Source organism: Streptomyces griseoviridis (genome assembly GCF_005222485.1).
Taxonomy (GTDB): Bacteria; Actinomycetota; Actinomycetes; order Streptomycetales; family Streptomycetaceae; genus Streptomyces; species Streptomyces hintoniae.
In genome coordinates this window covers 8,231,655-8,251,888 of sequence record NZ_CP029078.1, presented here as the reverse complement: position 1 = coordinate 8,251,888, position 20,234 = coordinate 8,231,655, and the positions used below count along the sequence as shown (strand labels likewise).

Here is a 20,234-nt window from a genome sequence, read left to right as displayed (position 1 = left end):
TCACGGCAGGGTCACGGTGTAGATCATTTACGCTCTGGGCAGCCTGGTAGCGCTTTTCGATTCAACTTTCTGACCGGAAAGCTCTGTTCGAGTGAGCGGGCGGTCGCCAGACCGCCCAGGTGCAGGAGCCGGGGGGCCTGCTTCGCCGTCTCCCAGAAGGAAACACATGCCACAGGACGTCACGTTCGACCTGCCCTTCGACACTCCCGTCAGCGAGCACCTGGAGTACGCGCGGGCCCGCCATCTGCGCTGGATCTGGGACATGGGCCTGGTCCGCAGCACCGCAGGGTTCGAGGAGTACAAGTCCTGGGACCTGCCGCTGGCGGCCGCCCGCACGTATCCCTACGCCTCGGCGGACGACATGGTCGTCCTGATGAACTGGTTCTCGCTGGCCTTCCTCTTCGACGATCAGTTCGACGCGGGCCAACCGGACCGCGCCGACCGGATAGCGGAGGTCGCGCGCGAGCTGATCGTCACCCCGCTGCGTCCCGCGGGCAGCAGGCCGCGGGTGGTCTGCCCGATCACGCTGGCCTGGGCGGAGGTCTGGAACAGCCTCTCGGCTGGCATGTCCCTGACCTGGCAGACCCGGTTCGCGGCCTCCTGGGGCCGGTTCCTCGTCGCCCACTGCGAGGAGGTCGACCTCGCCGCCCGCGGCCTGGCCGGGACCCTTGACCTGGAGGAGTACGCGCTGTTCAGGCGGCGCACGGTCGGCATCCACCACAGCATCGACGCGGGCGAGCGCAGCCGCGGCTTCGAGGTGCCCCCGCAGGCGATGGCGCACCCGCTGATGGAGCGGATGCGGGACCTGGCCGCCGACACCATCGGGTTCATGAACGACATCCACTCGTTCGAGCGCGAGCGGCGCCGGGGCGACGGCCACAACCTGATCGCCGTGCTGCACCGGGAGGGCCACGGCAGCTGGCAGGAAGCGGCCCAGCAGGCGTACCGCATGACCACGGAGTGCCTTCAGGAGTATCTGGAGCTGGAGGCCCGGGTCCCGCGGATGTGCGACGAGCTGCGCCTCGACGAGGACGAGCGGACCCGGGTGCGGATGGGCGTGGAGGCCATCCAGCACTGGATCAACGGCAACTACGAGTGGGCGCTGGTCTCCGGGCGGTACGCGGCGGCCAAGGAAGGGCCCGTGGCGACGGCCGAACTCGCCGGGCGCGGCTCGGTGGACGACCTGCTGGCCGTGTGACCTGACGCCCTCGCCCGGCCGGATCGTGGCCGGCCGGGCGAGGGGTCTGCCGAGATCCGGGGACCGGGAGACGCGGGTCCCGGGATTCGGCGATGCGGCGGTTGAACTCGTCCGCGGTCAGCGGTGCGGGGGCGCGGCGGTCCCGGTCCGGCGTTGCCACCGTCGCGGTCACGCCGTCCAGGTCCCGCGGTTCAGATGGCGAACTCGACCGGCAGGCTGTCCAGTCGGGACTCCCAGGTGGACGCCGTCGAGGACAGCTCCTCGGCCGGGACGGCGAGCCGCAGCCCCACCAGCCGGTGCAGCAGCACGTCCACGGCGACCTCGATGATCGACTGCCCGATGTTCTGCCCAGGACACTCGTGCGGCCCGGCGCTGAATGCCAGGTGCGACTGGTTGCCCTGCACGGAGACGGTCGGGTCGGGGCGGATCTCCGGGTCGACGTTGCCCGCGGTCAGCCCGAGCACCAGCAGGTCGCCCTCCTGGACCTGGTGACCGCCCAGCTCCGTGTCGGACGCGGCGAACCGGCCGGGCAGCACCGCGAGCGGCGGGGTGTCCCACATGGCCTGCTCCATCACGGCGGTGATGTTCAGCTGGCCGCTGACCAGGCCGGAGAGGCGCGCGGTGTCCGTGAGGACGAGTTGCAGCACCCGGGCCAGCAGGTTGCTCGTGGTGTTGTAGCCGGCGATCAGCACCAGACGGAGATGGCTGACCACCTCGTCCAGGTCGAGCCCGGCCGGGTGGGCGAGCAGCGCGCTGGTGAAGTCGGAGCCCGGCTCGACGCTCTTGCGCTCGGCCAGTTCCGTGAGGATCTCCATGATGCGGCCGTTGTGGACGAGCGCGTCCTCACCGCCCTTGAGCACCAGGATGCTGGACTCGGCCAGCCTGCGGCCCTCCGCCGCGGGCAGCCCGAGGATGCGGGTCAGCACCAGCATCGGCAGGTACTCGGTGTACTCCGAGACCAGGTCGGCGCGGCCGACGTCGGCGAACGAGCCGATCAGCTGGTTGGCGAAGAACGTGGCGTGCCGCTTGACGCCCCGGCTGGACGCGGCCAGCAGCCCGTCGTTGACGGCCCCGCGCAGCCTGCGGTGCGCCTCGCCGTCCTGGGACACGCAGTCGGGCCGCCATCCCAGCATCGGGATGAGCGGCGACGTCTCCTCGATCCGGCCCTCCTGCCAGTCCCGCCAGGTACGCGCGTCCCGGCTGAACTGGCGGGGGTTGTCGAGGACACGCCGGGCGTCGCGGTAGCCGAGCACCAGCCAGGCGGGCACGTCGCCCTCCAGGAGGACCGGCGCCACCGAGCCGTGCTCCTTGCGCAGCCGCTCGTAGATGCCGGCCTGGTCGGACTCGGTTCCGGGCCCGAACAGCCGGGTGAGGTCCCCGGCGCCGTGGGCGACGGGGCAGCCTCCCCCGGCCGCCGGATCGTTTAAGGGCTGTTCAGTCATCGGGTCTCCAGTGCCACGTCCGACCGTTCCTTCAGATGATGGATCAGTGCGACGAGCACATCACGACTGGAGGCCCGGTCGCGAGCGTCGCAGGCCACGATGGGGGTGTGCGGGGAGAGATCCAGGGCGTCCCGGATCTCGTCGATCGGATGGTTGGTGGAGTCCGGGAAGACGTTCAGCGCGATGACGAACGGGACGTCGAGCCGCTCCATCTCCTCGATCGCCCGGAAGCTGGAGGCCAGCCGCCGGGTGTCGACGAGCACGATCGCCCCGAGGGCGCCCTTGAACAGGCCGTTCCACAGGAACCAGAAGCGTTCCTGTCCGGGCGTGCCGAACAGGTACAGCATCAGGCTCTCGTTGAGGCTGATCTTTCCGAAGTCGAGGCTCACCGTGGTCTGCGTCTTGTCGGTGACCCCGATCAGGTGGTCGACGTCGGCGCTGGCCTGGGTGAGGGTCTCCTCGGTGGTCAGCGGCTTGATGTCGCTGACCGAGCGGACCATGGTGGTCTTTCCGGTACCGAAGCCGCCGGCGATCATCACCTTCACCGAGCGGGTGCCCCCGGCGGCCGGCCGGCCGGGATGGTCAAAGCCTTTGAAGTCCACTGAGTACCTCCTCAAGGAGCGCGAGGTCGGGCCCGCGACCGGCGTCGTGCGCCGGGATGGGGTCACGGGCTTCGACACGGCCTGCCTCGAGCAGATCGGCCAGCAGCACCGCGAGAATGTTGAAGGGCAATCCGAGGTGGGCGCCGAGTTCGGCCACCGACAGGGGATCGCGGCAACGCCGGAGAATCTCCTCGTGCTCGTGCTGCGTGCCCGGTACGGGGGCGGTCAGGGAGACGATGAGGGTCGCCACGTCGAGACTCGACGCGGAACCGCCCGGTCCGCTACGTCCTCCGGTGAGGACGTAGTAACGCTCGAGACCGGACGGGTCCGTTGGCCGGCGGGGAGCACTCATCCAGAGTGCTCCTCCAGGCGCGGAGTGGTGCCGAGGAGCTCACCCATCCTGCGGGCCAGGTCCCTCATCTGGTGTCCGAGCAGACCCTGGTCGAGACCCTCGCGGGCCAGCACGCCGAGATACGTCTCCACACCCGCGCGCACGACGAAGAGATGGCCTCCGTCGACCTCGATCATCGCCAGTCGCAGCTGCCCCGCGTACTTGGGGAACTGCTCGGCGACCGGCTGGGCCAGGGCCTGGAGCCCCGCGACGACGGCCGCGAACCGGTCGACGTCGTCGGGGTCCTCGGCCCCGAAGGAAGTGATGGCCTTGCCGTCGCTCGACGCCACGAGGGCGAAGCGGATCTCCGGGATGCTCTCCACCAGGTCGCGGAGCGCCCAGCTCACGTCGGTTCCCTGTTGCGTCATGGGGACTAGTCGCTCTCTTCAGTGCGGTGCTCGGTGGACAGCCGGAGGTCGAACGCCGGGTCCTCCTCGGTGGACTCGCGGCCGGCGGTGGCGAAGGCGGCCAGGCCGGCGAAGGACGCGTCGGGCGGGACGGCGGCGACCTGGGCGGTCTCCTCCGTCCGCTCGACAAGCCGTTCCTGGTCCGGTTCGTTCCGTTTGCTACGGCGCCTCGGCAGTCCGCCGGGTGTGGTGTCCACCGTTTCTTCGGTCTCGCTCGCGCTGCCCTTGACCGGGAGTTCGGCCTCCGCCGGCTCACGGACCGGGGCCGCCGTGGACGCCTGGACGGCCGGGGCCGCGGGCGTCGTGGTGGCCGTGGGCAACTGGCTGAAGTACTTGTGCGGGACGACGATCACCACCGAGGTGCCGAGCCACGGCGAGTCCGCGAAGGTGACGCGGATGCCGTAGCGGCGGGCGAGGGCGCCGACGACCCGCAGGCCGATGGTGGCGTCCTCGGAGACCCCGCCGATGCCGGGGCCTGCCGCGGAGCCGGTGAGGGCGTCCTCGGCCTCGCGCTTCTTCTCCTCGCTCAGGCCCTTGCCCGAGTCCTGGATCTCGATGCCGACGCCGTTGGGGACCTCCTTGCCGGAGACCACCACCGGTTCGGTCGGCGGCGAGTAGCGGGCCGCGTTGTCGAGGAGGTGGGCGAAGATCAGCGTGAGGTGGTCCACGAGACCACCGTCGACGCCGAGTTCGGGCAGCTGGCGCACCTCGACGCGGTGGAAGTCCTTGATCCGGCCGATGCCGCCGCGGACCACGCTGAGCAGCCGCTGCGGCTCCTGCCACTGGCGTCCCGGCCGGTCCGAGCCGCCGAGCACACCGATGCTCGCGGCGAGACAGTCGGCGGGGCCGATCTCCTGGTCCAGCTCCATCAGCCCGCGGGCGACGGTGGGAAGCCGGCCGTGCTCGCCCTGCATCTCGTGCAGTCGGCCACGGAGCTTGCTGGTCAGGACGTGGATGCGGTTACCGATGCCGATCACGGCCTGTTCGGCGGAGGTGGAGCGGTTGAACTCCTCCTCGACCCCGATCAGGGCCGTTCTGAGCACCTTGCGCAGTTCGCCCTGGAGATCCGCGTCGATCTTCGCGGTCTGGTTGGCCGGGGGCAGCAGGTCGTCCACGGCGTCACCGGCACGCAACCGCGCCAGGGCGTCGGGGAGTTGCTCGGTGGCCAGGGTCGCGACGGCGGAGTGCTGGCGGGCCAGCTGCTCCTGCCACACCTCCGCCTGGTCGGCGAGTTGTGCCTCGTAGGCCTTGACCTGCTCGTTCAGCCGCGCCTCGAAGGCGGCGGCCTGGTCGGCGAGCTGGGCCTCGTAGATACCGGCCTGCTCACCGAGGCGGGCCTCCTGGGAGGCGCGCTCGGCGCTGAACTTCCTTTCCAGGCCGGTCACATGCTGCTGCCACTGCTGCGAGTGCTCGGCCTGTGAGGTACGGAAAGAGCCTTCGGAGCGGCGCAGTTGGGCGCGGGTGCGCAGCAGCACCCTCACACAGACGGCGCTGGCGGCCGTCGCGGCGGCGCCCGCGACGGCGGCGGTTATTCGCTCCGAGCTCATGAACGTGGTGGCAACCGTCCCGCCTCCTAAGGCAAGCGGCATCAGCCACCAGCTGTACCAGGCGACAGGGGGCCGCGCCGCCGGCGGCGGAGTGGCGAGTTCCATCTGCATCCTTCGAAGCAACACGATCGAACAAGGGGGGTGGAGATAGGGGATCGCACTCATGCATACGCACAGCGAGACGACCAGAAGCGATCAGTAACTCGCAGTGCCGATGGGGAGCTTATCGGGTTCCAACCCTAAAGGATCAACCTCGGGCCATTGGCGGAAGTGAGGATTCCGTCACGACGCCCCGTGAACAGTGGTGGACAGGTGTCCAGTTATAGTGGACACCTGTCCATGAGAGGGAGCGTTATGGAGACGGTCGCCGACGTACTGGTCGGGCTGGTGGCCCTGCTGCACGTCTACATCCTGGTGCTGGAGATGTTCCTCTGGCAGCGGGCCCCGGGGCGCGGACTGTCCGGCTTCGACCCGGAGATGGCGCGGGCCACCGCACCCCTCGCCGCCAACCAGGGCCTCTACAACGGGTTTCTCGCGGCGGGCCTGGTCTGGGGCCTGATCGCGGCCGACCCGACCGGCCCGCACGCACAGGTCTTCTTCCTGAGCTGTGTGGTGGTCGCGGGGGTGTACGGCGGCGTCACGGCCAACCGGCGGATCCTGCTCGCCCAGGCGCTGCCCGGCGCGCTCGCGCTGGCCGCCGTCCTCGCCGCCCGGTGAACCGGCTCCCGCCCGAGGACCCGCGGGCCGCCCGCACCCGGGCCCGGCTGCGGGCGGCGCTGTTCGAGGAGTGCGCCGAACGCCCGCTCGGCGAGGTGGGGGTGGCGTCGCTGGTGCGCAGGGCCGGGGTCGGCCGGGCCACCTTCTACGTGCACTACGACGGCCTCGAGGCGCTCGCGGTCGACGCCTGCGCGGACGTCGTCCGGGAGGGGGTGGAGGCCCTGCACTCCTGGACGGGCCGCCCCGACCCCGTCCACGCGCCGTCCGCGCTGGTGGAGTTCTTCACCTCGCTCGCCCCGCACACCGATCTGTACCGGGCGCTGCTCGCCCCGGGCGGCGGCGGTCCGCTCGGCAAGCTGCTCCACCTCGATCTGCGGGCGTACAGCCTGCGCGAGCGCGAACGGGCGGGCGCGGCGGACGCCCCGCTGGTCGCGACGGCGGTCGCGGCCACGTTCGCCGGGGTCCTGGCGGACTGGCTGCACGGTCTGCTGCCCGGCTCACCGCGGGAGATCTCCGACCAGGTATGGCAGTTGCTGGTGGCGCTGCACGCGAGCCGCTGACCCGGGCCCGCTCCCCCTCCGGTGCTCGGCCGAGTCAGCGGGACGTGGTCTGGAAGGTGCGGCGGTACGCCTGCGGGGACACTCCGATCGCCGCGTGCAGGTGCTGGCGGAGTGAGGCGCCGGTGGCGAAGCCGACGCGTCCGGCGATCTGGTCCACCGAGAGGTCGCTCGACTCCAGCAACCGGCGGGCGTGGCCCAGCCGTTGCTGGATCAGCCAGCGTCCCGGGCTCATGCCGACCTCGTCGGCGAAGCGGCGGGCGAAGGTGCGCAGGCTCATCCTGGCGTGCCGGGCCAGGTCGGCGAGGGTGAGGGGTTCGCCGAGGTGCTCCATCGCCCAGGCCCGGGTGGCCGCCGTGCTCGCGGCGCCCTGCTGCGGGACGGGCAGTTCGATGTACTGCGCCTGGCCGCCGTCCCGGAACGGCGGGACCACGCAGAACCGGGCGACGGTGTTGGCGAGTTCGCTGCCGTGGTCCTTGCGGACGAGATGCAGGCAGACGTCGACACCGGAGGCCGCGCCCGCCGAGGTGAGGACGCGGCCGTCGTCGACGAAGAGGACGTCGGGGTCGAGGTCGATGTGCGGGAACAGCGCCCTGAACCGGTCGGCGAGGTGCCAGTGGGTGGTCGCCCTGCGGCCGTCGAGGAGGCCGGCGGCGGCGAGCACAAAGGCGCCGGTGCAGATGGAGACGATGCGCGCGTCCGGGCGGATCAGCGCGAGGGCCGCCGCCACGTCGTCGGAGAGGTCGGCGGCCACCAGGGACGGGTCGACGGGCGGGATGACGGCCGTGTCGGCGGTGGCGAGGATCTCGGGACCGTGCTCGACGGTGACGGCGAAGTCGGCGTTGGTGCGGACGGGTCCGGCACCGACCGCGCAGGTCAGCACCTCGTACCGGTCGGCGGCCATGCCGAGGACGCGGCTCGGGATGCCCAGCTCGAAGGGGTAGACGCCGTCCAGGGCCAGCACCACGACCCGTTGCGGCCTTCTCGTCTCACGCATGGCACGATCCTATCGAATGATGGCCATCGTGCCATTTTCCCGTCGGGCGGCCCCGGGCAGGCTGGTCCACCATGAGCACTGTGAACACGATGCGAGCCATCAGCCAGGACGTCCTCGGCGGTCCCGAGGTCCTGAAGGAAGTGGAACTCCCCCGCCCCGAGCCGCGCACCAACGAGGTGCTGGTGCGGGTGCGCGCCGCCGGCCTCAACCCGACCGACTGGAAGCACCGCGCGAACGGCGGCTTCCTGGGCGAGCCGCCGCTCGTCCTCGGCTGGGACGTCTCCGGCGTGGTCGAGGCGACCGGCGTCGGGGTCGCCGGCTTCCGGCCGGGCGACGAGGTCTTCGGCATGCTGTCCTACCCGTTCGGCCACGGCTCGCACGCCGAGTACGTGACCGCGCCGGCCCGCGCCTTCTGGCACAAGCCGGCCGCGCTCGACCACACCGAGGCGGGCGCCCTGCCGCTGGTCTCCCTCACCGCCTGGCAGGCGCTGGTCGAGAACGCCGGTCTGCGGCAGGGCCAGCGGGTCCTGATCCACGCGGCGGCCGGCGGGGTCGGCCATGTCGCCGTCCAGATCGCCAAGGCGCGCGGCGCGTACGTGATCGGCACGGCGAGCGCGGGCAAGCACGACTTCCTGCGGGAGATCGGCGTCGACGAGGCGGTGGACTACCGGGAGACCGACGTCACCGAGGCCGTCAAGGACGTCGACGTGGTGCTCGACCCGCTCGGCGGTGACACCGGGCTGCGCTCGCTGCGGGTACTGCGCCCCGGCGGCACCCTGGTGTCGATCATCCCGGTCGGCTCCGACGCGCTGTACGAGGAGGCCGAGCGGCTCGGGGTGCGGGCGGTCCGGATGCTGGTCGACGCCTCGCGGAGCGGGATGCGGGCCATCGCGGAGCTGGTGGAGGCGGGCGAGCTGCGACCGGCGGTCGCCGGCACCTTCCCGCTGGCGGACGCCGCCGAGGCGCACCGGACGGGCGAGACCGGCCGGACCGCGGGGAAGCTGGTCCTGCTGGTGGACTGAGCCGCCCGACCGGCAGGCCGACCGGCCGCGGACGCCTCAGCCGCCTGTCGCCTCCTCACTGTGGCTGACCGTCGCCTCGCGGCGGGGAACCGTGGCCTTGCGGCGGGGAGAGGTGCCGCGCTCCGGGAGACGGAGCGCGGCGCCCGGCGCGACGCGATCAGTTGCAGGTTCCCACGGCGAGGTAGTTGTCGACGACGACGGCGTTCCCGACCTTCATGTAGGAGTACGCGCGGCCGCAGTAGCCCTTGTTCTGGTAGACGGGCCCCGCGTAGGAGCTGTACGTCCCGAAGTCCTCGACGTCGGGGGTGGCCGTGTAGTTGTCCTTGAGGCGGACCCCCATGGAGTGCGCCGCGCCGGTGTCGTTGAAGAACACCGCGCAGATGGGCTTGTCGTAGTACCGCCCGCCCGTCGTCCTGCCGTTGGTCCAGGTGTACGCGGTGCCGTACCTGCCGTAGCGGGCGGCGCCGGTGGAGATGGTGTAGCCCGCTCCGCAGACGCCGGCGGCGGCCACGGCGACGGCCGGGGCCGAGGCGATGATCGGCCGCGTCCCGGCCGATGCCTGCCGGGCGACCTGGACTCCCGCGACGTCCACGACCTCGATCCGCGGCCCGTCGTCGGACGGCTCGGCCGCCGAGGCGGTGGACGCGAACGTCACCAAGGCCAACAGGGCGGCGCAGCAGCCGCCCAGGCGTGACACATTCTTCATGGTTCCCCCGTGAAGTGACAGTTGGATGAGACGGCGGAGAGCTGTGCGCCACCCGCGCGCACCCCGTCCGGGAGGGTCAGGTCGCCCGGTCGGGTGTCGCTGCGAGTGCCTCGACTTTCTGGAGTGCGCGTGCCTCAACTCCCTGGAATCAGGACCGGTTTCACCACCCGTCCGGTCTCGCAGTCGTGTTCGGCTTCGTTGATGGCGGTCAGCGGATAGGTGCGGATCAGCGCGTCGAAGGGGAAGCGGCCCGCCTGCCACAGGGCGGTCAGGCGGGGGATCAGCAGGCCGGGGACCGCGTCGCCCTCGCAGATGTGGGAGATGCTGCGGCCTCGGTCCAACGTCCCGGTCTCCAGGGGCAGTTCGGCGCCGAGGCGGGCCACGAGGCCGAGTCTGCCGGTGGGGCGCAGCGAGCGGAGCGCGTCGTTGATGAGCGGGGCGCTCGCGGTGGTGTCGAGCGCGTAACGGGCGCCGCCGTCGGTGAGCCGTGCGACGCGCTCGGGCAGGCCGGACGCCGTGGCGGGCAGCGGCAGCGCGCCGAACCGCTCGGCCAGCGCGAGGCGTTCGGGATGCCGGTCGACGGCCACGGTCACCGCTCCGGCGGCGGTGGCCGCCATCACGGCCGCGAGGCCCACCGCCCCGGCGCCCAGCACGACGAGGGTGTCACCGGGGCCGACGCGGAAGGAGTTGAGGACCGCGCCCGCGCCGGTGAGGAACCCGCAGCCGAGCGGGCCGAGGAGGGCGAGGGGCAGCGCGGGGTCGACACGGACCGCGTTGCGGGCGGGGACCAGCGCGTACCCGGCGAACGAGGACTGGCCGAACCAGCGGGGCGCCAGCGCGGATCCGGCCGCGTCGGTGAACCGTGCCGCGTGCTCGGCCCGGCCCCCGAACAGGTTGAGGGCGGCGAAGGAGTCGCAGTAGGCGGGGGCCGCGTCCAGGCAGCCCCGGCACTGTCCGCAGGAGTCGAAGCTCAGCACGACGTGGTCACCCGCGCGCAGGCCGGTGGCCGCGCCCCCGGTCGCCTCGACGACACCGGCTCCCTCGTGTCCGAGCACCGCGGGCAGCGGGGAGCGGCCGGCCGAGCGGCGGACGGCGAGATCCGTCCGGCACAGTCCGCAGCCCGCGATCCTGACCAGGACCTCGCCGTCGGCGGGCCCCGACGCCAGGGCCACCTCCTCGACGGTGAACGGGCCGTCGTAGGCGCGCAGGACCGCCGCGGGGAACCTCATGCCGCCGGCCCCTCGGCGTGCGGTTGCGGGCGGTGGACGACGAACGGCTGGAGGTTGCCGTAGAACGCCCAGGGGCCGCCCGCGATCCCGACGCCGCTGTTCCCGAGGCCCGCGAAGGGCTGGGCGAGGGAGAGTTCGGCGTGGTGGTTGATCCACGCCGTCCCGCACTCCAGGCGCCCGGCCACCGCCTCCGCCCGGTCGAGGTCGCTCCCCCAGACCGAGCCGCCCAGTCCGTAGGCGGTGCCGTTGGCGGCCTCGACGGCGTCGTCGAGGCGGTCGTAGGGCAGCACGGGCAGCACGGGTCCGAACTGTTCCTCGGTCACCACCGGGGTGTCGGGCGGTACGTCGGCGAGGATCGTCGGGGCGAAGAAGTGGCCGGGGCCGGGCAGCCGGTGGCCGCCGGTCGCCGCGCGGGCGCCCGCCGCGAGGGCCTGGGCGGTGTACCGCTCGACGCGGCGCAGCTGCGGCGCGTTGTTCAGCGGGCCGAGCCGGGTGGCCGGGTCGAGTCCCGGGCCGACGACGACGTCCTTCGCGCGGGCCGCGAGGGCCTCGACCACCTCGGAGTACCGCCCGGCCGGGGCGTAGACGCGTTTGACGGCCATGCAGATCTGCCCGCAGTTGCGGAACGCGGCCCAGAACAGCCGGTCCGCGATCCGCTCCACGTCGATGTCCTCCAGCAGGATCGCGGCGTCGTTGCCGCCCAGTTCCAGGGTGACCCGGGCCAGTGAGGCGGCGGCGCCCGCGGCGACGGCCCGGCCGGTCGCGGGCGAGCCGGTGAACGTCACGTGCCGGATTCCCGGGTGCGCGACGAGCCGTGCGCCCAGGGGTTCGCGGCCGGTGACGACGGTCAGCACGTCCTCGGGGAGGGCGGCGGCCAGCACCGAGGCGAGCAGCCGGGTGGCGAGCGGGGTGAACGGGGAGGGCTTGAGCACCACGGTGTTGCCGGCCGCGAGCGCGGGCGCGAACTTCGCCGACGCCAACTGGAGCGGGAAGTTCCACGGCACGATCGCGGCGACGGGGCCGAGCGGGCGCCAGTGGATCTCGCCGCGTACCGGACGGCCGTCCTCGATCCTCCGGGACTCGGGCGCGAGGTCCGCGAAGTAGCGCAGCCTGGCGGCGGTGCGGGCCACCTCCGCGTACGACTCGGCGAGCGGCTTGCCCTGCTCCCGGGTGAGCAGCGGGGCCAGTGCGTCCCCGGCGGCCGTGACGGCGTCGGCCGCCGCGTGCAGGGCGGCGCTGCGGGCGGCGGGGTCGGCCCGCCACCCCGGCCAGGCCGCGTGGGCGCGGGCGACGGCGGCGTCCACCTCCCGCGGCCCCTGGTCGGGGGCGTCTGCGACGGCCTCCCCGGTGGCCGGATCGACCACCGTGAACCGCCCACCGCCGCGGGCGCTCTCCTTCACCACTCCGACTCCCCCTGCAGCCCACCGAAACGGCTCCCGGCCGTCCGGACCTCCGACAGTTCCCCGACCCGCCCCGCCCCACCCGGACGACACCTCACGGACCCGACCCGCGCGCCGGCGCCCTCCGCCGGGGAGGCGTTCCCCGGCGTCCCGGCGGCGCGCGGGTGGCGTCCGTGGTGGGGTCCGGTCAGCTCGCCGCGGGGGCCAGCGTCGCGTGTTCCCTGGCGTGGCGGTCCATCTCGGCGCGGAAGTCCGCGACCAGCGCCGGGACGATCCGGCCCGTGTCGCGGTCGCCGCCCTCGCAGACCGCGCCGCGCACGCCCACGATGTCCGTGCCGATCCGGGTCAGTTCACCGAGGTCACGCGCCTTGACGCTGCCCGCGAGGGCCGCCCGCAGCCCGTAGGCGTGGCTGAGCCGCACGAACTCGGCGCAGACGTCGGGCGGGACGTGGTCGAAGAGCCGGGTACCGTCCTTGATCGCGGTGTCCAGCATCGCGGCGTCGGCGCCGGAGCGGTGCGCGATGTCGGGCAGCGCCAGCGGGTTGACGCAGCCGATCCGGTGGGCGTCCGCGTACCCGGAGGCGACGACGAACGCCTCCGGGCTGTGGTCCTTCACCGCCCGGACGACTCCGCGCATCACCTCGACGGCCTGCTCCGGTGTCGTGCAGCCGTAGAGGCCGACCTTGATGTAGGAGGCTCCCGAGACGGCCGCGCCGAGCGCCGCCTGTGCGACGGTGCCGGGCTTGTAGGGGACGTCGCCGACCGTGGCGGAGACCGGTTTGCCGGCCGGGACCGCGTCCCTGATGGCGCGGATGACCCAGGGGTAGTTCGCACCGAGCGAGCCTTCGTCGGGTTTCTTGACGTCGACGATGTCGAGGTGCTCGGCGGCCTTGGCGCAGTCGAGGGCTTCCTCGACGCCGTCGGGAGAGATGAGAAGCAACAAGGCGGGCTCCTTCCCCGCGGCCCGCTGCCCGGGGGCAGGGGTGCGGAGTCGCCTGGATCACATGCGGTCGGCTCATCATCACGGTCGTCCATGACCATCGGGTAGGGCGTGCGGAGTCCGAAGGAGACGTTCCCCGTGCCCGCCCGCCCCGAAGTGCGCCGCCCGCGCCGGAGCGAAGCCAGAGACCGCGCGCGGCCCGTACGCGTTCTCCGGGACCGGTGATCCGGTTCCGCCGGCGGGGAGTTCGTCACCGGATCTCCACGGTGATTGCGTCCACGAGGAGTTCCGGTGATCGGTGGAACGCCTTTCCCCGATCGGCCGTCTGTCAGGGCGGCGGCCGGGCCGACGCCCGCCGCGTCAGGGCGAGTTCAGGTCGGCGACATCCGTATGTGTATATCGATCGCAGGTGGGGGTCATGGAATTTCAGGCGATGATCGAGGAGAAGCGTCGAAAGTTCTTTCCGGTACGTCTCGCGGGCGGCGCGAGCGGAACGGGGTACTGCGTCGACGAGGCGACTTTCCGGGAGGCGGTGACGGACATCTACGCCTCCGTCTTCCCGGAGCGTGACGCCTATCCGTACCGGCCGAAGTCGGCGCACCTGGTGAAGGAGTACGCCCACGGCCATGTGGAGCGGCTGCTCATCGAAAACGCCGAGGGCAAGGTGGTGGGGTGGCTGAAGGGCCGGATGGAGGACGCCAACACCTTCTACCTGGGCACCAGCGGAATGCTGCCCGAGTACCGCGCGCAGCGGATCGCCGCCGTCGTCTACGCGCGGTTCCTCGAGTACCTGGACGATCTCGGTTACGAGCGGGTGACGTCGCAGCACCATCCGCACAATCGGTCCGCGATGATCCTCCAGCTCAAATACGGCTTCACCTTCGAGGGCATGAGCCTGGACGAGCGGTGGGGTCCCATGGTCAAGATGGTTCATTTCTTCGACGGCGATCGGCGGGCGGAATTCGAGCGGCGCTTCGGTTTCGAGCAGTACCCGAAGGGGCCTTCCGAGGCTGCCGTCTGAGAGAAAGGGGCGCGGCGACGCGTCACGTTCTCCGGGCGGTGCAGTCATCGTCATCCGATATCGACGGGTCCTTGACCGGGACCCTTGAGGGCAGCGTGCGCATCACCTATCTGCTCGCCACCGGCGGCAACGCGATCTACGACGGAAAGCACGGCCAGGGCGGCCGTTACCACACCTACGGCCAGCACAGTTTCGTGCTGGATCTGATCAGAGTCATGAGCAAGGCGGGACACGAGGTGCGTCTCGTCGTCGACGACCTCCAGAGGTTCGCGTTCACCTCGACGTTCAGGGAACTGCCCGCCGTCCGGGTCACGGACGAGGCCGATCCGGCGGAGAAGACGGACCTCCTGCTGGTCGACGAGGCGTCGGACGCCATGCTCCAGGTCTTCCCCGAGGACGTGCCCGCGTTCCGGATCGTCCATCACGCGGGCCGCCGCTCCTCGGCGTACCTGGTCGAGCGCTGCGCGCGCTTCCTCTGCATGACGCGCAACGCGCTGGAGCTTCAGCGGAAGTACCTGCCGGCCGGCCGCGCGGTCCTCGTCCACCAGGGCGTGGACCTGGAGCGGTTCCCCGCGATCCCCTTCAAGAGCCGGGGCGAGCGGCCGAAGGTGCTGGTGTACTGCCGGATGGACTCGGGCCGCGAGGCGCTGCTGACGCGGGTCCTGGAGAACCTCGACCGCCGGGAGCTGCTGGTCTACGCGGCGGGCGACGGACCGGGGTTCTGGGACGTCAGCGACCGGTTCGGCAGCGAGATCATCCTCATCAACCATGTGCCGTGCCACTCGATCCCGAATCTACTGGGCGAGATGGACGCCGCCGTCTCGCTCGGGCGCGGGGCGATGGAGGCGATGGCCACCGGGGTGCCCACGCTCTGCGCGGGGTACGGCTACGCGGGACCGATCACCGAGGAGACGATCGGTCCGCTGATGCGCTACAACCTCACCGGCGCGTACAGCGACCGGGACCCCGGGCTGGTCATGGCGGACGTCCGCGACGCCCTGCAGAGCGACCGCAGGAGCGTGCGGGCGCTGGCCGAGGCGCATCTGTCGGCCGACACGTTCCTGGACCGGGTCTGCGATCTGTACGCGCGGACCGCGGACTGACCCGGGAGCGGGACGGCTGGGGGCGGGCGCGGGCCGCTGGGGGCCGGCATGGGGTGACCGGGGACCGGCGTGGGGCGGCCGGGGCGGGCGCGGGACTGCCGGGGGCCGGCGTGGGGCGGCCGGGGCAGGGTTCCGCGGCCGTCCCCGAGGCGTCTGTACGATCTTTTGACGAATCGCCGGATCCAGTTCACCGACATATGTCAATCGAACATGCTCAAATTCATTCCATCGGGGGTAACTTGCTGGGCGGGGAACCGATCTGCGCTTGCCCCGCCCCGGGCACAGGACCCCGCTCGTAGGCTCCGCACAGGACGTCACCCCGGACCCCGGTGACCTGAGCGGCCGCCTCGCGCGGAGCTGGATGGAGGCGATGTCGTCGTGCGGCAGGACCCTGCGCGCCCGGCCCGTCATGTCCGCGTCCACCAGGACAGGGGACATACGGTGCTGGAGTTGCGCGGTGACATCGACATAGCCGCGGCGGCGGAGATATCCCCGTACCTGGACCGGGTCACGGCCCGCCCCGACGTCCGGCTGGTGATCGACCTCGGCGGGGTCGACTTCTTCGACTGCTCGGGGCTGCGGCTGCTGTACCGGGCCCGCAGCCGGGTGCTCGACCAGGACGGCGAACTCCGGCTCGTCTGCGCCCACCCGCTCACCCTGCGGGTCCTGCGCATCACCGGCCTCGCCCGGCTGCTGCCGCCCTACCCGACGCTGGACGCGGCCCTGGAGCGCCCCGGGGCCACCTCGGGCACGCTGTGACCCCGCGGCCTCGTGACCCCGTGGCCCGGTGGCCCGTGGTCACGCGCACCCGCGTGACGGCGGCGGGCGCCGTCAACCGGCCTCCCTACGCGTCCCTCGGCGCGTCGAACAGCGCGCTGACCGACTCCCCGTTGTGGATGCGCCGCACCGCCTCGGCGAGGGCCGGCGCGATGGACAGGACGCGCAGCTTGTCGGTGTGCTCCGCCGCGGGCACCGGCACGGTGTTGGTGCAGACGATCTCCAGCACGTCGTCCTGCTCGCTGAGCCGCTTGAGCGCCCCGGCCGCGAACAGCCCGTGGGTGCAGGCGATCCGGATCGAGCGCGGCCCCAACTCCCGCAGCCGCTTCAGGAGTTCGATGACGGTGCTGCCCTTGGCGATCTCGTCGTCCAGCACGATGACGTCCCGGTCGGTGACCTCGCCGATCACCGAGCTGATGGACACCCGGTCGTCCGCGAACCGCTGTTTGGCGCCCGCCGCCACCTGGGCGCCGATCAGCCGGGCGAACGCGGCGGCCTCCTTGGCGTTGCCGAGATCGGGCGAGACGACGGTGGTGCGGCTCAGGTCGTAGCGCCGGAAGTGGGCCGCCAACTCCCGCAGCGCGTGCAGGTGGTCGACCGGCACCGAGAAGAACCCGTGCACCTGCGGCGCGTGCAGGGTCATGGCGAGGACCCGGCTCGCGCCCGCCGCCACCAGCAGGTCGGCGACCAGCCGGCCGCCGAGCGAGATGCGGGGCGCGTCCTTCTTGTCGGAGCGCGCGTAGGAGTAGTGCGGCATGACGACGGTGATCCGCCCCGCCGACGCCCCGCGGGCCGCGTCGCACATCAGCAGCAGCTCGACCAGGTGTTCCTGGACGGGCTTGACCAGCGGCTGGATCAGGAAGACGTCCCGTTCCCGGCAGTTGGCCTGGAGCTGCACCTCCAGACAGTCGTTGGCGAACCGGCTCACCCGGGTCGGGCTGAGCGGCACCCCCAGGTGCGCGCAGACCTCGGCGGCCAGTTCGGGGTGGGCACTGCCGCTGAACACGGAGATGTCTCGCACGATCTGCTCCTCGCGTGATCATGAACGGGTCGCCCTCATGCTACTGATCACCCGGAACACCGTGCGGTGGCGCCGGCCGGCGGGAGTGGCCAGGAGCGTCGCGACGGGCACGGTCACAGTCCGGCGGCCTGTGTTCCGATCCGGCAACAGGGCGGTCTGACAAGGGGCTTGAGGGGCATCCGGTCGGTAGGAAGGAGGGCCGTCACCATGACGACTCCCATCAAGCGCGCTTCCGGGCGCATGCCCGGCTGGGCGAAGGCGGTGTGCGCCGTCGTGCTGGTGCTCGTGCTGCTGTTCGCGGGAATAGTGCTGAGCGTGCTGCCAGGGCTCAACAACCTCTTCGGCACCGAGACGCACGACCGCACGGGACCCGCGCTGCTCCAGTCCATCCAGGACATGAGCCGCTACGACGCGGCGTCCGGCAACTTCCAGGTCGTCGTCGACCTGGAGAAGGACAGCAAGTACCTGCCCGACGCGATCCGCGGCTCACGCGTCCTGTACGTGGGCGCGGGCACCGTGGACGCCTATGTCGACCTCGGCAAGCTGGGCAAGGACGACGTGCGGGTCAACGACGACCGCACCTCGGCCACCCTGCGGCTGCCGCACGCGGCCCTCGGCAAGCCCGCCCTGAACCCGGACCGCTCCTACGCGGTCTCCAAGCAGCGCGGACTGCTCGACCGGCTCGGCGACTTCTTCTCGGACAACCCGAACAGCGAGCAGGCCGTGCAGAAACTCGCGGTCAAGCACATCGGGGACGCGGCGAAGGAGAGCGGTCTGACGACCCGCGCCGAGACCAACACCACCGACATGCTCCAGGGTCTGCTGCGTTCGCTGGGCTTCAAGGAGGTGCACGTCAGCTACGGATCATGACCGGGCGCGGCTCGTGTCGCGGGCGCCGCATCCTCGGCGGGTTCGCGGGTAACCGCCTTGCGACACGGGGACGTTGAGGACACCACCACCGGAGGACGGACATGACCCGGGCAGAGACAAGGACGCGTGGCGGATGGCGCCGGCGCGCTTCGGGACCGGACGGCGGCCCGGAGCCGTCGGCCGTGGAGCGGGAGCGGCACGTGCTGCCCCTGCCGGTCCGGCTCCTGGCGATGCTGATCGCCTTCGGGTTCATGGTGGCGTTCGCGGTGGTGCTGGCCAAGCTGACCCTGGAACCGTCGCCGGCCTCCGTGTCGTTGATCCACACCAACCTCCACCCGGGCAGTTCGCTGCGCGCCTATCTGGACCAGCCGGAGATGCGGGACGCGGTGAAGCAGATCGGCGGCAACGTCGTGCTGGGGGTGCCGTTCGGCATCCTGGTGCCGGTGCTCGCGCCGCGCGCCCGGGGTCTGCTGCGGGTGCTGCTGCTGACCGCGATCGTGATGCTGACGGTGGAGTTCGCGCAGGGCGCGCTGATCACCGGGCGCTCCTTCGACATCGACGACGTCATCCTCAACACCTCAGGCGCGCTGATCGGTTACCTGCTGCTGGGGCGGCGGATGGGGCGGGCGGTGCACGCGCGCAGGCGCCGTCCGCGTCCGGCACCCGCCGAAGCCTCGACGGCGTCCAGGAGGCCCGCGAAGTCGGGCGGGGCGGCCAAGGCGGCCAGGTCCGGCAGGTTCTCGCGGCCCGCGTGGGCGTCGCGGGACGCGAAGGCCGCGGGTGCCTCGAAGACGTCGAAGACAGCGGGAACGTCGAAAACGGCGAAGATGTCGAAGACAGCGCAGGCGTCGAAGGGCTCGAAACTCCCCAAGTCCCTGAAGCGGACCAAGAGCGCCTGACCGCGGCGGAACCGGACGCGTCAAGTCCCTGGTATGGACCAGGGACTTGACGCGTTCCTTATCTCACTCCTTAAATCAAGAGGCGACGTCCTTCACCCCCCACCCCGCCGGAAGGAACATCCGTGGCTTCCCCACGCCTGCTGCGCAGATGCCTGTTCGCCGCCCTGCCCGCCGTCCTCGTCGCGTCCGTCGCGACCGGACCCGCCGCCGAGGCCCGCCCGTCAGCGGCCACCGCGACCACCTCGGCCGCCGCCGCGGTGGCCTTCTCCGACTCCTTCGACGGGCCCGCGGGTGCCGCCGTCGACGGGTCGAAGTGGCAGATCGAGACCGGCGACAACGTCAACAACCATGAACGGCAGTACTACACCTCGGGCAACAAGAACGCGGCGCTCGACGGCCAGGGCCATCTGGTGATCACGGCCCGCCGGGAGAACCCGTCCAACTACCAGTGCTGGTACGGGACGTGTCAGTACACCTCGGCGCGGCTGAACACGTCGGGCAAGTTCAACGCCCAGTACGGCCACGTCGAGGCGCGGATGAAGATCCCGCGCGGGCAGGGCATGTGGCCGGCGTTCTGGATGCTGGGCACACCGGTCAACTGGCCGGACTCGGGCGAGATCGACGTCATGGAGAACGTCGGCTTCGAACCGTCGACCGTGCACGGCACCATCCACGGGCCCGGCTACTCCGGCTCGGGCGGCATCGGCGCCGGCTACTCGCTGCCGAACGGGCAGGCCTTCGCCGACGCCTTCCACACCTTCGCGGTGGACTGGGCGCCCGACTCGATCACCTGGACCGTGGACGGCACCGTCTACCAGCGCCGCACCCCCGCCGACCTGGGCGGCCGCAGCTGGGTCTTCAACAAGCCGTTCTTCCTGATCCTGAACCTCGCGGTCGGCGGCTACTGGCCCGGCGACCCGGACGGATCGACGTCCTTCCCACAGCAGCTGGTGGTGGACTCGGTGTCGGTGACGACCGGCGACTCGGCGCCCGGCGCCGCCGCGATCCGCGGCCTCGCGGGCAAGTGCGTCGACGTGGCCGCCGCGAACCCCGCCAACGGCACCCCCGTCCAGCTCTACGACTGCAACGGCAGCAGCGCCCAGCAGTGGACGGTGGGCGCGGACGGCACGATCCGCGCGCTGGGCAAGTGCCTGGACGTCACGGGCAACGGGACCGCGGACGGCTCGACCGTCCAGCTGTGGGACTGCGCGGGCAGCCCCAACCAGAAGTGGACGGTCACCGGGGCGCACGACATCGTCAACCCGCAGGCGAACAAGTGCCTGGACGTGACCGGCAACAACTCGGCCAACTCCACCCGGTTGCAGATCTGGACCTGCACAGGCGCCGCCAACCAGAAGTGGACGGTCGGCTGAGGCCGACGGCCGCGC

Annotated in this window: 20 protein-coding genes and 1 pseudogene; 10 read left to right on the top strand and 11 right to left on the bottom strand. The window is 71.7% G+C overall.

Annotated features, from left to right (window positions below):
• The first annotated feature begins 166 nt into the window (after nucleotides 1-166).
• Nucleotides 167-1,198 (top strand): 7-epi-alpha-eudesmol synthase, encoded by a 1,032-nt coding sequence (locus DDJ31_RS35650; protein ID WP_127176291.1) that lies wholly within the window; start codon nucleotides 167-169, stop codon nucleotides 1,196-1,198.
• Nucleotides 1,199-1,389: 191 nt separating this feature from the next.
• On the opposite strand, the gene DDJ31_RS35645 is transcribed toward DDJ31_RS35650, so the two are convergent.
• From DDJ31_RS35645 to DDJ31_RS35625, 5 genes are read right to left on the bottom strand one after another with little or no spacing between them, the layout of a single operon-like run.
• Entirely contained in the window at nucleotides 1,390-2,640 is a 1,251-nt protein-coding gene (locus DDJ31_RS35645) for a cytochrome P450 (protein WP_127176292.1), read from the bottom strand.
• Nucleotides 2,637-3,242 (bottom strand): GTP-binding protein, encoded by a 606-nt coding sequence (locus tag DDJ31_RS35640; RefSeq protein WP_127176293.1) that lies wholly within the window; start codon nucleotides 3,240-3,242, stop codon nucleotides 2,637-2,639. Before DDJ31_RS35640 ends, DDJ31_RS35645 begins: the two co-directional genes overlap by 4 nt.
• Nucleotides 3,223-3,594, bottom strand: a complete 372-nt coding sequence (locus DDJ31_RS35635; protein WP_127176294.1) for a DUF742 domain-containing protein — start codon at nucleotides 3,592-3,594, stop codon at nucleotides 3,223-3,225. The genes DDJ31_RS35640 and DDJ31_RS35635 overlap by 20 nt, the downstream gene beginning before the upstream one ends.
• Nucleotides 3,591-4,001, bottom strand: coding sequence for a roadblock/LC7 domain-containing protein (locus DDJ31_RS35630; protein WP_030043913.1), 411 nt, complete (start codon nucleotides 3,999-4,001; stop codon nucleotides 3,591-3,593). Before DDJ31_RS35630 ends, DDJ31_RS35635 begins: the two co-directional genes overlap by 4 nt.
• Before the next feature lie 5 nt (nucleotides 4,002-4,006).
• Nucleotides 4,007-5,692 (bottom strand): sensor histidine kinase, encoded by a 1,686-nt coding sequence (locus tag DDJ31_RS35625; protein ID WP_127176295.1) that lies wholly within the window; start codon nucleotides 5,690-5,692, stop codon nucleotides 4,007-4,009.
• Nucleotides 5,693-5,941: 249 nt separating this feature from the next.
• Here DDJ31_RS35625 and DDJ31_RS35620 point away from each other — a divergent pair, with 249 nt between their 5' ends.
• Nucleotides 5,942-6,304 (top strand): DUF1304 domain-containing protein, encoded by a 363-nt coding sequence (locus DDJ31_RS35620; protein WP_127182439.1) that lies wholly within the window; start codon nucleotides 5,942-5,944, stop codon nucleotides 6,302-6,304.
• Entirely contained in the window at nucleotides 6,301-6,864 is a 564-nt protein-coding gene (locus DDJ31_RS35615; RefSeq protein WP_127176296.1) for a TetR/AcrR family transcriptional regulator, read from the top strand. The genes DDJ31_RS35620 and DDJ31_RS35615 overlap by 4 nt, the downstream gene beginning before the upstream one ends.
• A gap of 34 nt (nucleotides 6,865-6,898) precedes the next feature.
• On the opposite strand, the gene DDJ31_RS35610 is transcribed toward DDJ31_RS35615, so the two are convergent.
• Nucleotides 6,899-7,858, bottom strand: coding sequence for a GlxA family transcriptional regulator (locus DDJ31_RS35610; protein ID WP_127176297.1), 960 nt, complete (start codon nucleotides 7,856-7,858; stop codon nucleotides 6,899-6,901).
• A 71-nt stretch (nucleotides 7,859-7,929) separates the two neighbouring features.
• Between DDJ31_RS35610 and DDJ31_RS35605 the strand changes: the two genes are divergently transcribed.
• The gene (locus DDJ31_RS35605; RefSeq protein ID WP_127176298.1) at nucleotides 7,930-8,880 is read left to right on the top strand and encodes an NADP-dependent oxidoreductase; all 951 of its coding nucleotides are present in this window, start codon (nucleotides 7,930-7,932) and stop codon (nucleotides 8,878-8,880) included.
• A gap of 157 nt (nucleotides 8,881-9,037) precedes the next feature.
• On the opposite strand, the gene DDJ31_RS35600 is transcribed toward DDJ31_RS35605, so the two are convergent.
• The 4 genes from DDJ31_RS35600 to DDJ31_RS35585 all read right to left on the bottom strand — a co-directional run bounded on the left by DDJ31_RS35600 (nucleotide 9,038) and on the right by DDJ31_RS35585 (nucleotide 13,155).
• Nucleotides 9,038-9,586, bottom strand: a complete 549-nt coding sequence (locus tag DDJ31_RS35600) for a hypothetical protein (RefSeq protein WP_240677963.1) — start codon at nucleotides 9,584-9,586, stop codon at nucleotides 9,038-9,040.
• A 134-nt stretch (nucleotides 9,587-9,720) separates the two neighbouring features.
• Complete coding sequence (locus tag DDJ31_RS35595) at nucleotides 9,721-10,815, bottom strand: NAD(P)-dependent alcohol dehydrogenase (RefSeq protein ID WP_127176299.1); 1,095 nt, start codon at nucleotides 10,813-10,815, stop codon at nucleotides 9,721-9,723.
• The gene (locus DDJ31_RS35590; protein WP_240677964.1) at nucleotides 10,812-12,218 is read right to left on the bottom strand and encodes an aldehyde dehydrogenase family protein; all 1,407 of its coding nucleotides are present in this window, start codon (nucleotides 12,216-12,218) and stop codon (nucleotides 10,812-10,814) included. Before DDJ31_RS35590 ends, DDJ31_RS35595 begins: the two co-directional genes overlap by 4 nt.
• 184 nt (nucleotides 12,219-12,402) lie before the next feature.
• The gene (locus DDJ31_RS35585; RefSeq protein ID WP_127182442.1) at nucleotides 12,403-13,155 is read right to left on the bottom strand and encodes a (5-formylfuran-3-yl)methyl phosphate synthase; all 753 of its coding nucleotides are present in this window, start codon (nucleotides 13,153-13,155) and stop codon (nucleotides 12,403-12,405) included.
• Between the two features lie 418 nt (nucleotides 13,156-13,573).
• On the opposite strand from DDJ31_RS35585, the gene DDJ31_RS35580 reads away from it, so the two are divergent.
• The 3 genes from DDJ31_RS35580 (at nucleotide 13,574) to DDJ31_RS35570 (ending at nucleotide 16,038) form a co-directional block, all read left to right on the top strand.
• Nucleotides 13,574-14,176 carry a GNAT family N-acetyltransferase gene (locus DDJ31_RS35580; RefSeq protein WP_127176300.1) on the top strand — a complete coding sequence of 201 codons (603 nt, stop codon included), beginning with the start codon at nucleotides 13,574-13,576 and terminating at the stop codon, nucleotides 14,174-14,176.
• Nucleotides 14,177-14,247: 71 nt separating this feature from the next.
• On the top strand, nucleotides 14,248-15,279 hold the full coding sequence (locus DDJ31_RS35575; protein ID WP_240677965.1) for a hypothetical protein: 1,032 nt from the start codon (nucleotides 14,248-14,250) through the stop codon (nucleotides 15,277-15,279).
• A 378-nt stretch (nucleotides 15,280-15,657) separates the two neighbouring features.
• Nucleotides 15,658-16,038, top strand: a complete 381-nt coding sequence (locus tag DDJ31_RS35570; protein ID WP_127176301.1) for an anti-sigma factor antagonist — start codon at nucleotides 15,658-15,660, stop codon at nucleotides 16,036-16,038.
• A gap of 85 nt (nucleotides 16,039-16,123) precedes the next feature.
• Here DDJ31_RS35570 and DDJ31_RS35565 read toward each other — a convergent pair whose 3' ends face one another.
• Entirely contained in the window at nucleotides 16,124-17,077 is a 954-nt protein-coding gene (locus DDJ31_RS35565) for a ribose-phosphate diphosphokinase (protein ID WP_127176302.1), read from the bottom strand.
• A gap of 207 nt (nucleotides 17,078-17,284) precedes the next feature.
• On the opposite strand from DDJ31_RS35565, the gene DDJ31_RS35560 reads away from it, so the two are divergent.
• From DDJ31_RS35560 to DDJ31_RS35550, 3 genes and pseudogenes are all read left to right on the top strand, one after another.
• Nucleotides 17,285-17,947: a DUF4230 domain-containing protein gene (locus DDJ31_RS35560; RefSeq protein ID WP_127176303.1), complete on the top strand. Its 663-nt coding sequence runs from the start codon at nucleotides 17,285-17,287 to the stop codon at nucleotides 17,945-17,947.
• Nucleotides 17,948-18,048: 101 nt separating this feature from the next.
• Nucleotides 18,049-18,597, top strand: a pseudogene (locus DDJ31_RS35555) (VanZ family protein); the annotation flags it as partial.
• 371 nt (nucleotides 18,598-18,968) lie between these two features.
• On the top strand, nucleotides 18,969-20,219 hold the full coding sequence (locus DDJ31_RS35550) for an RICIN domain-containing protein (protein ID WP_127176305.1): 1,251 nt from the start codon (nucleotides 18,969-18,971) through the stop codon (nucleotides 20,217-20,219).
• The last annotated feature ends 15 nt before the right edge of the window (nucleotides 20,220-20,234 follow it).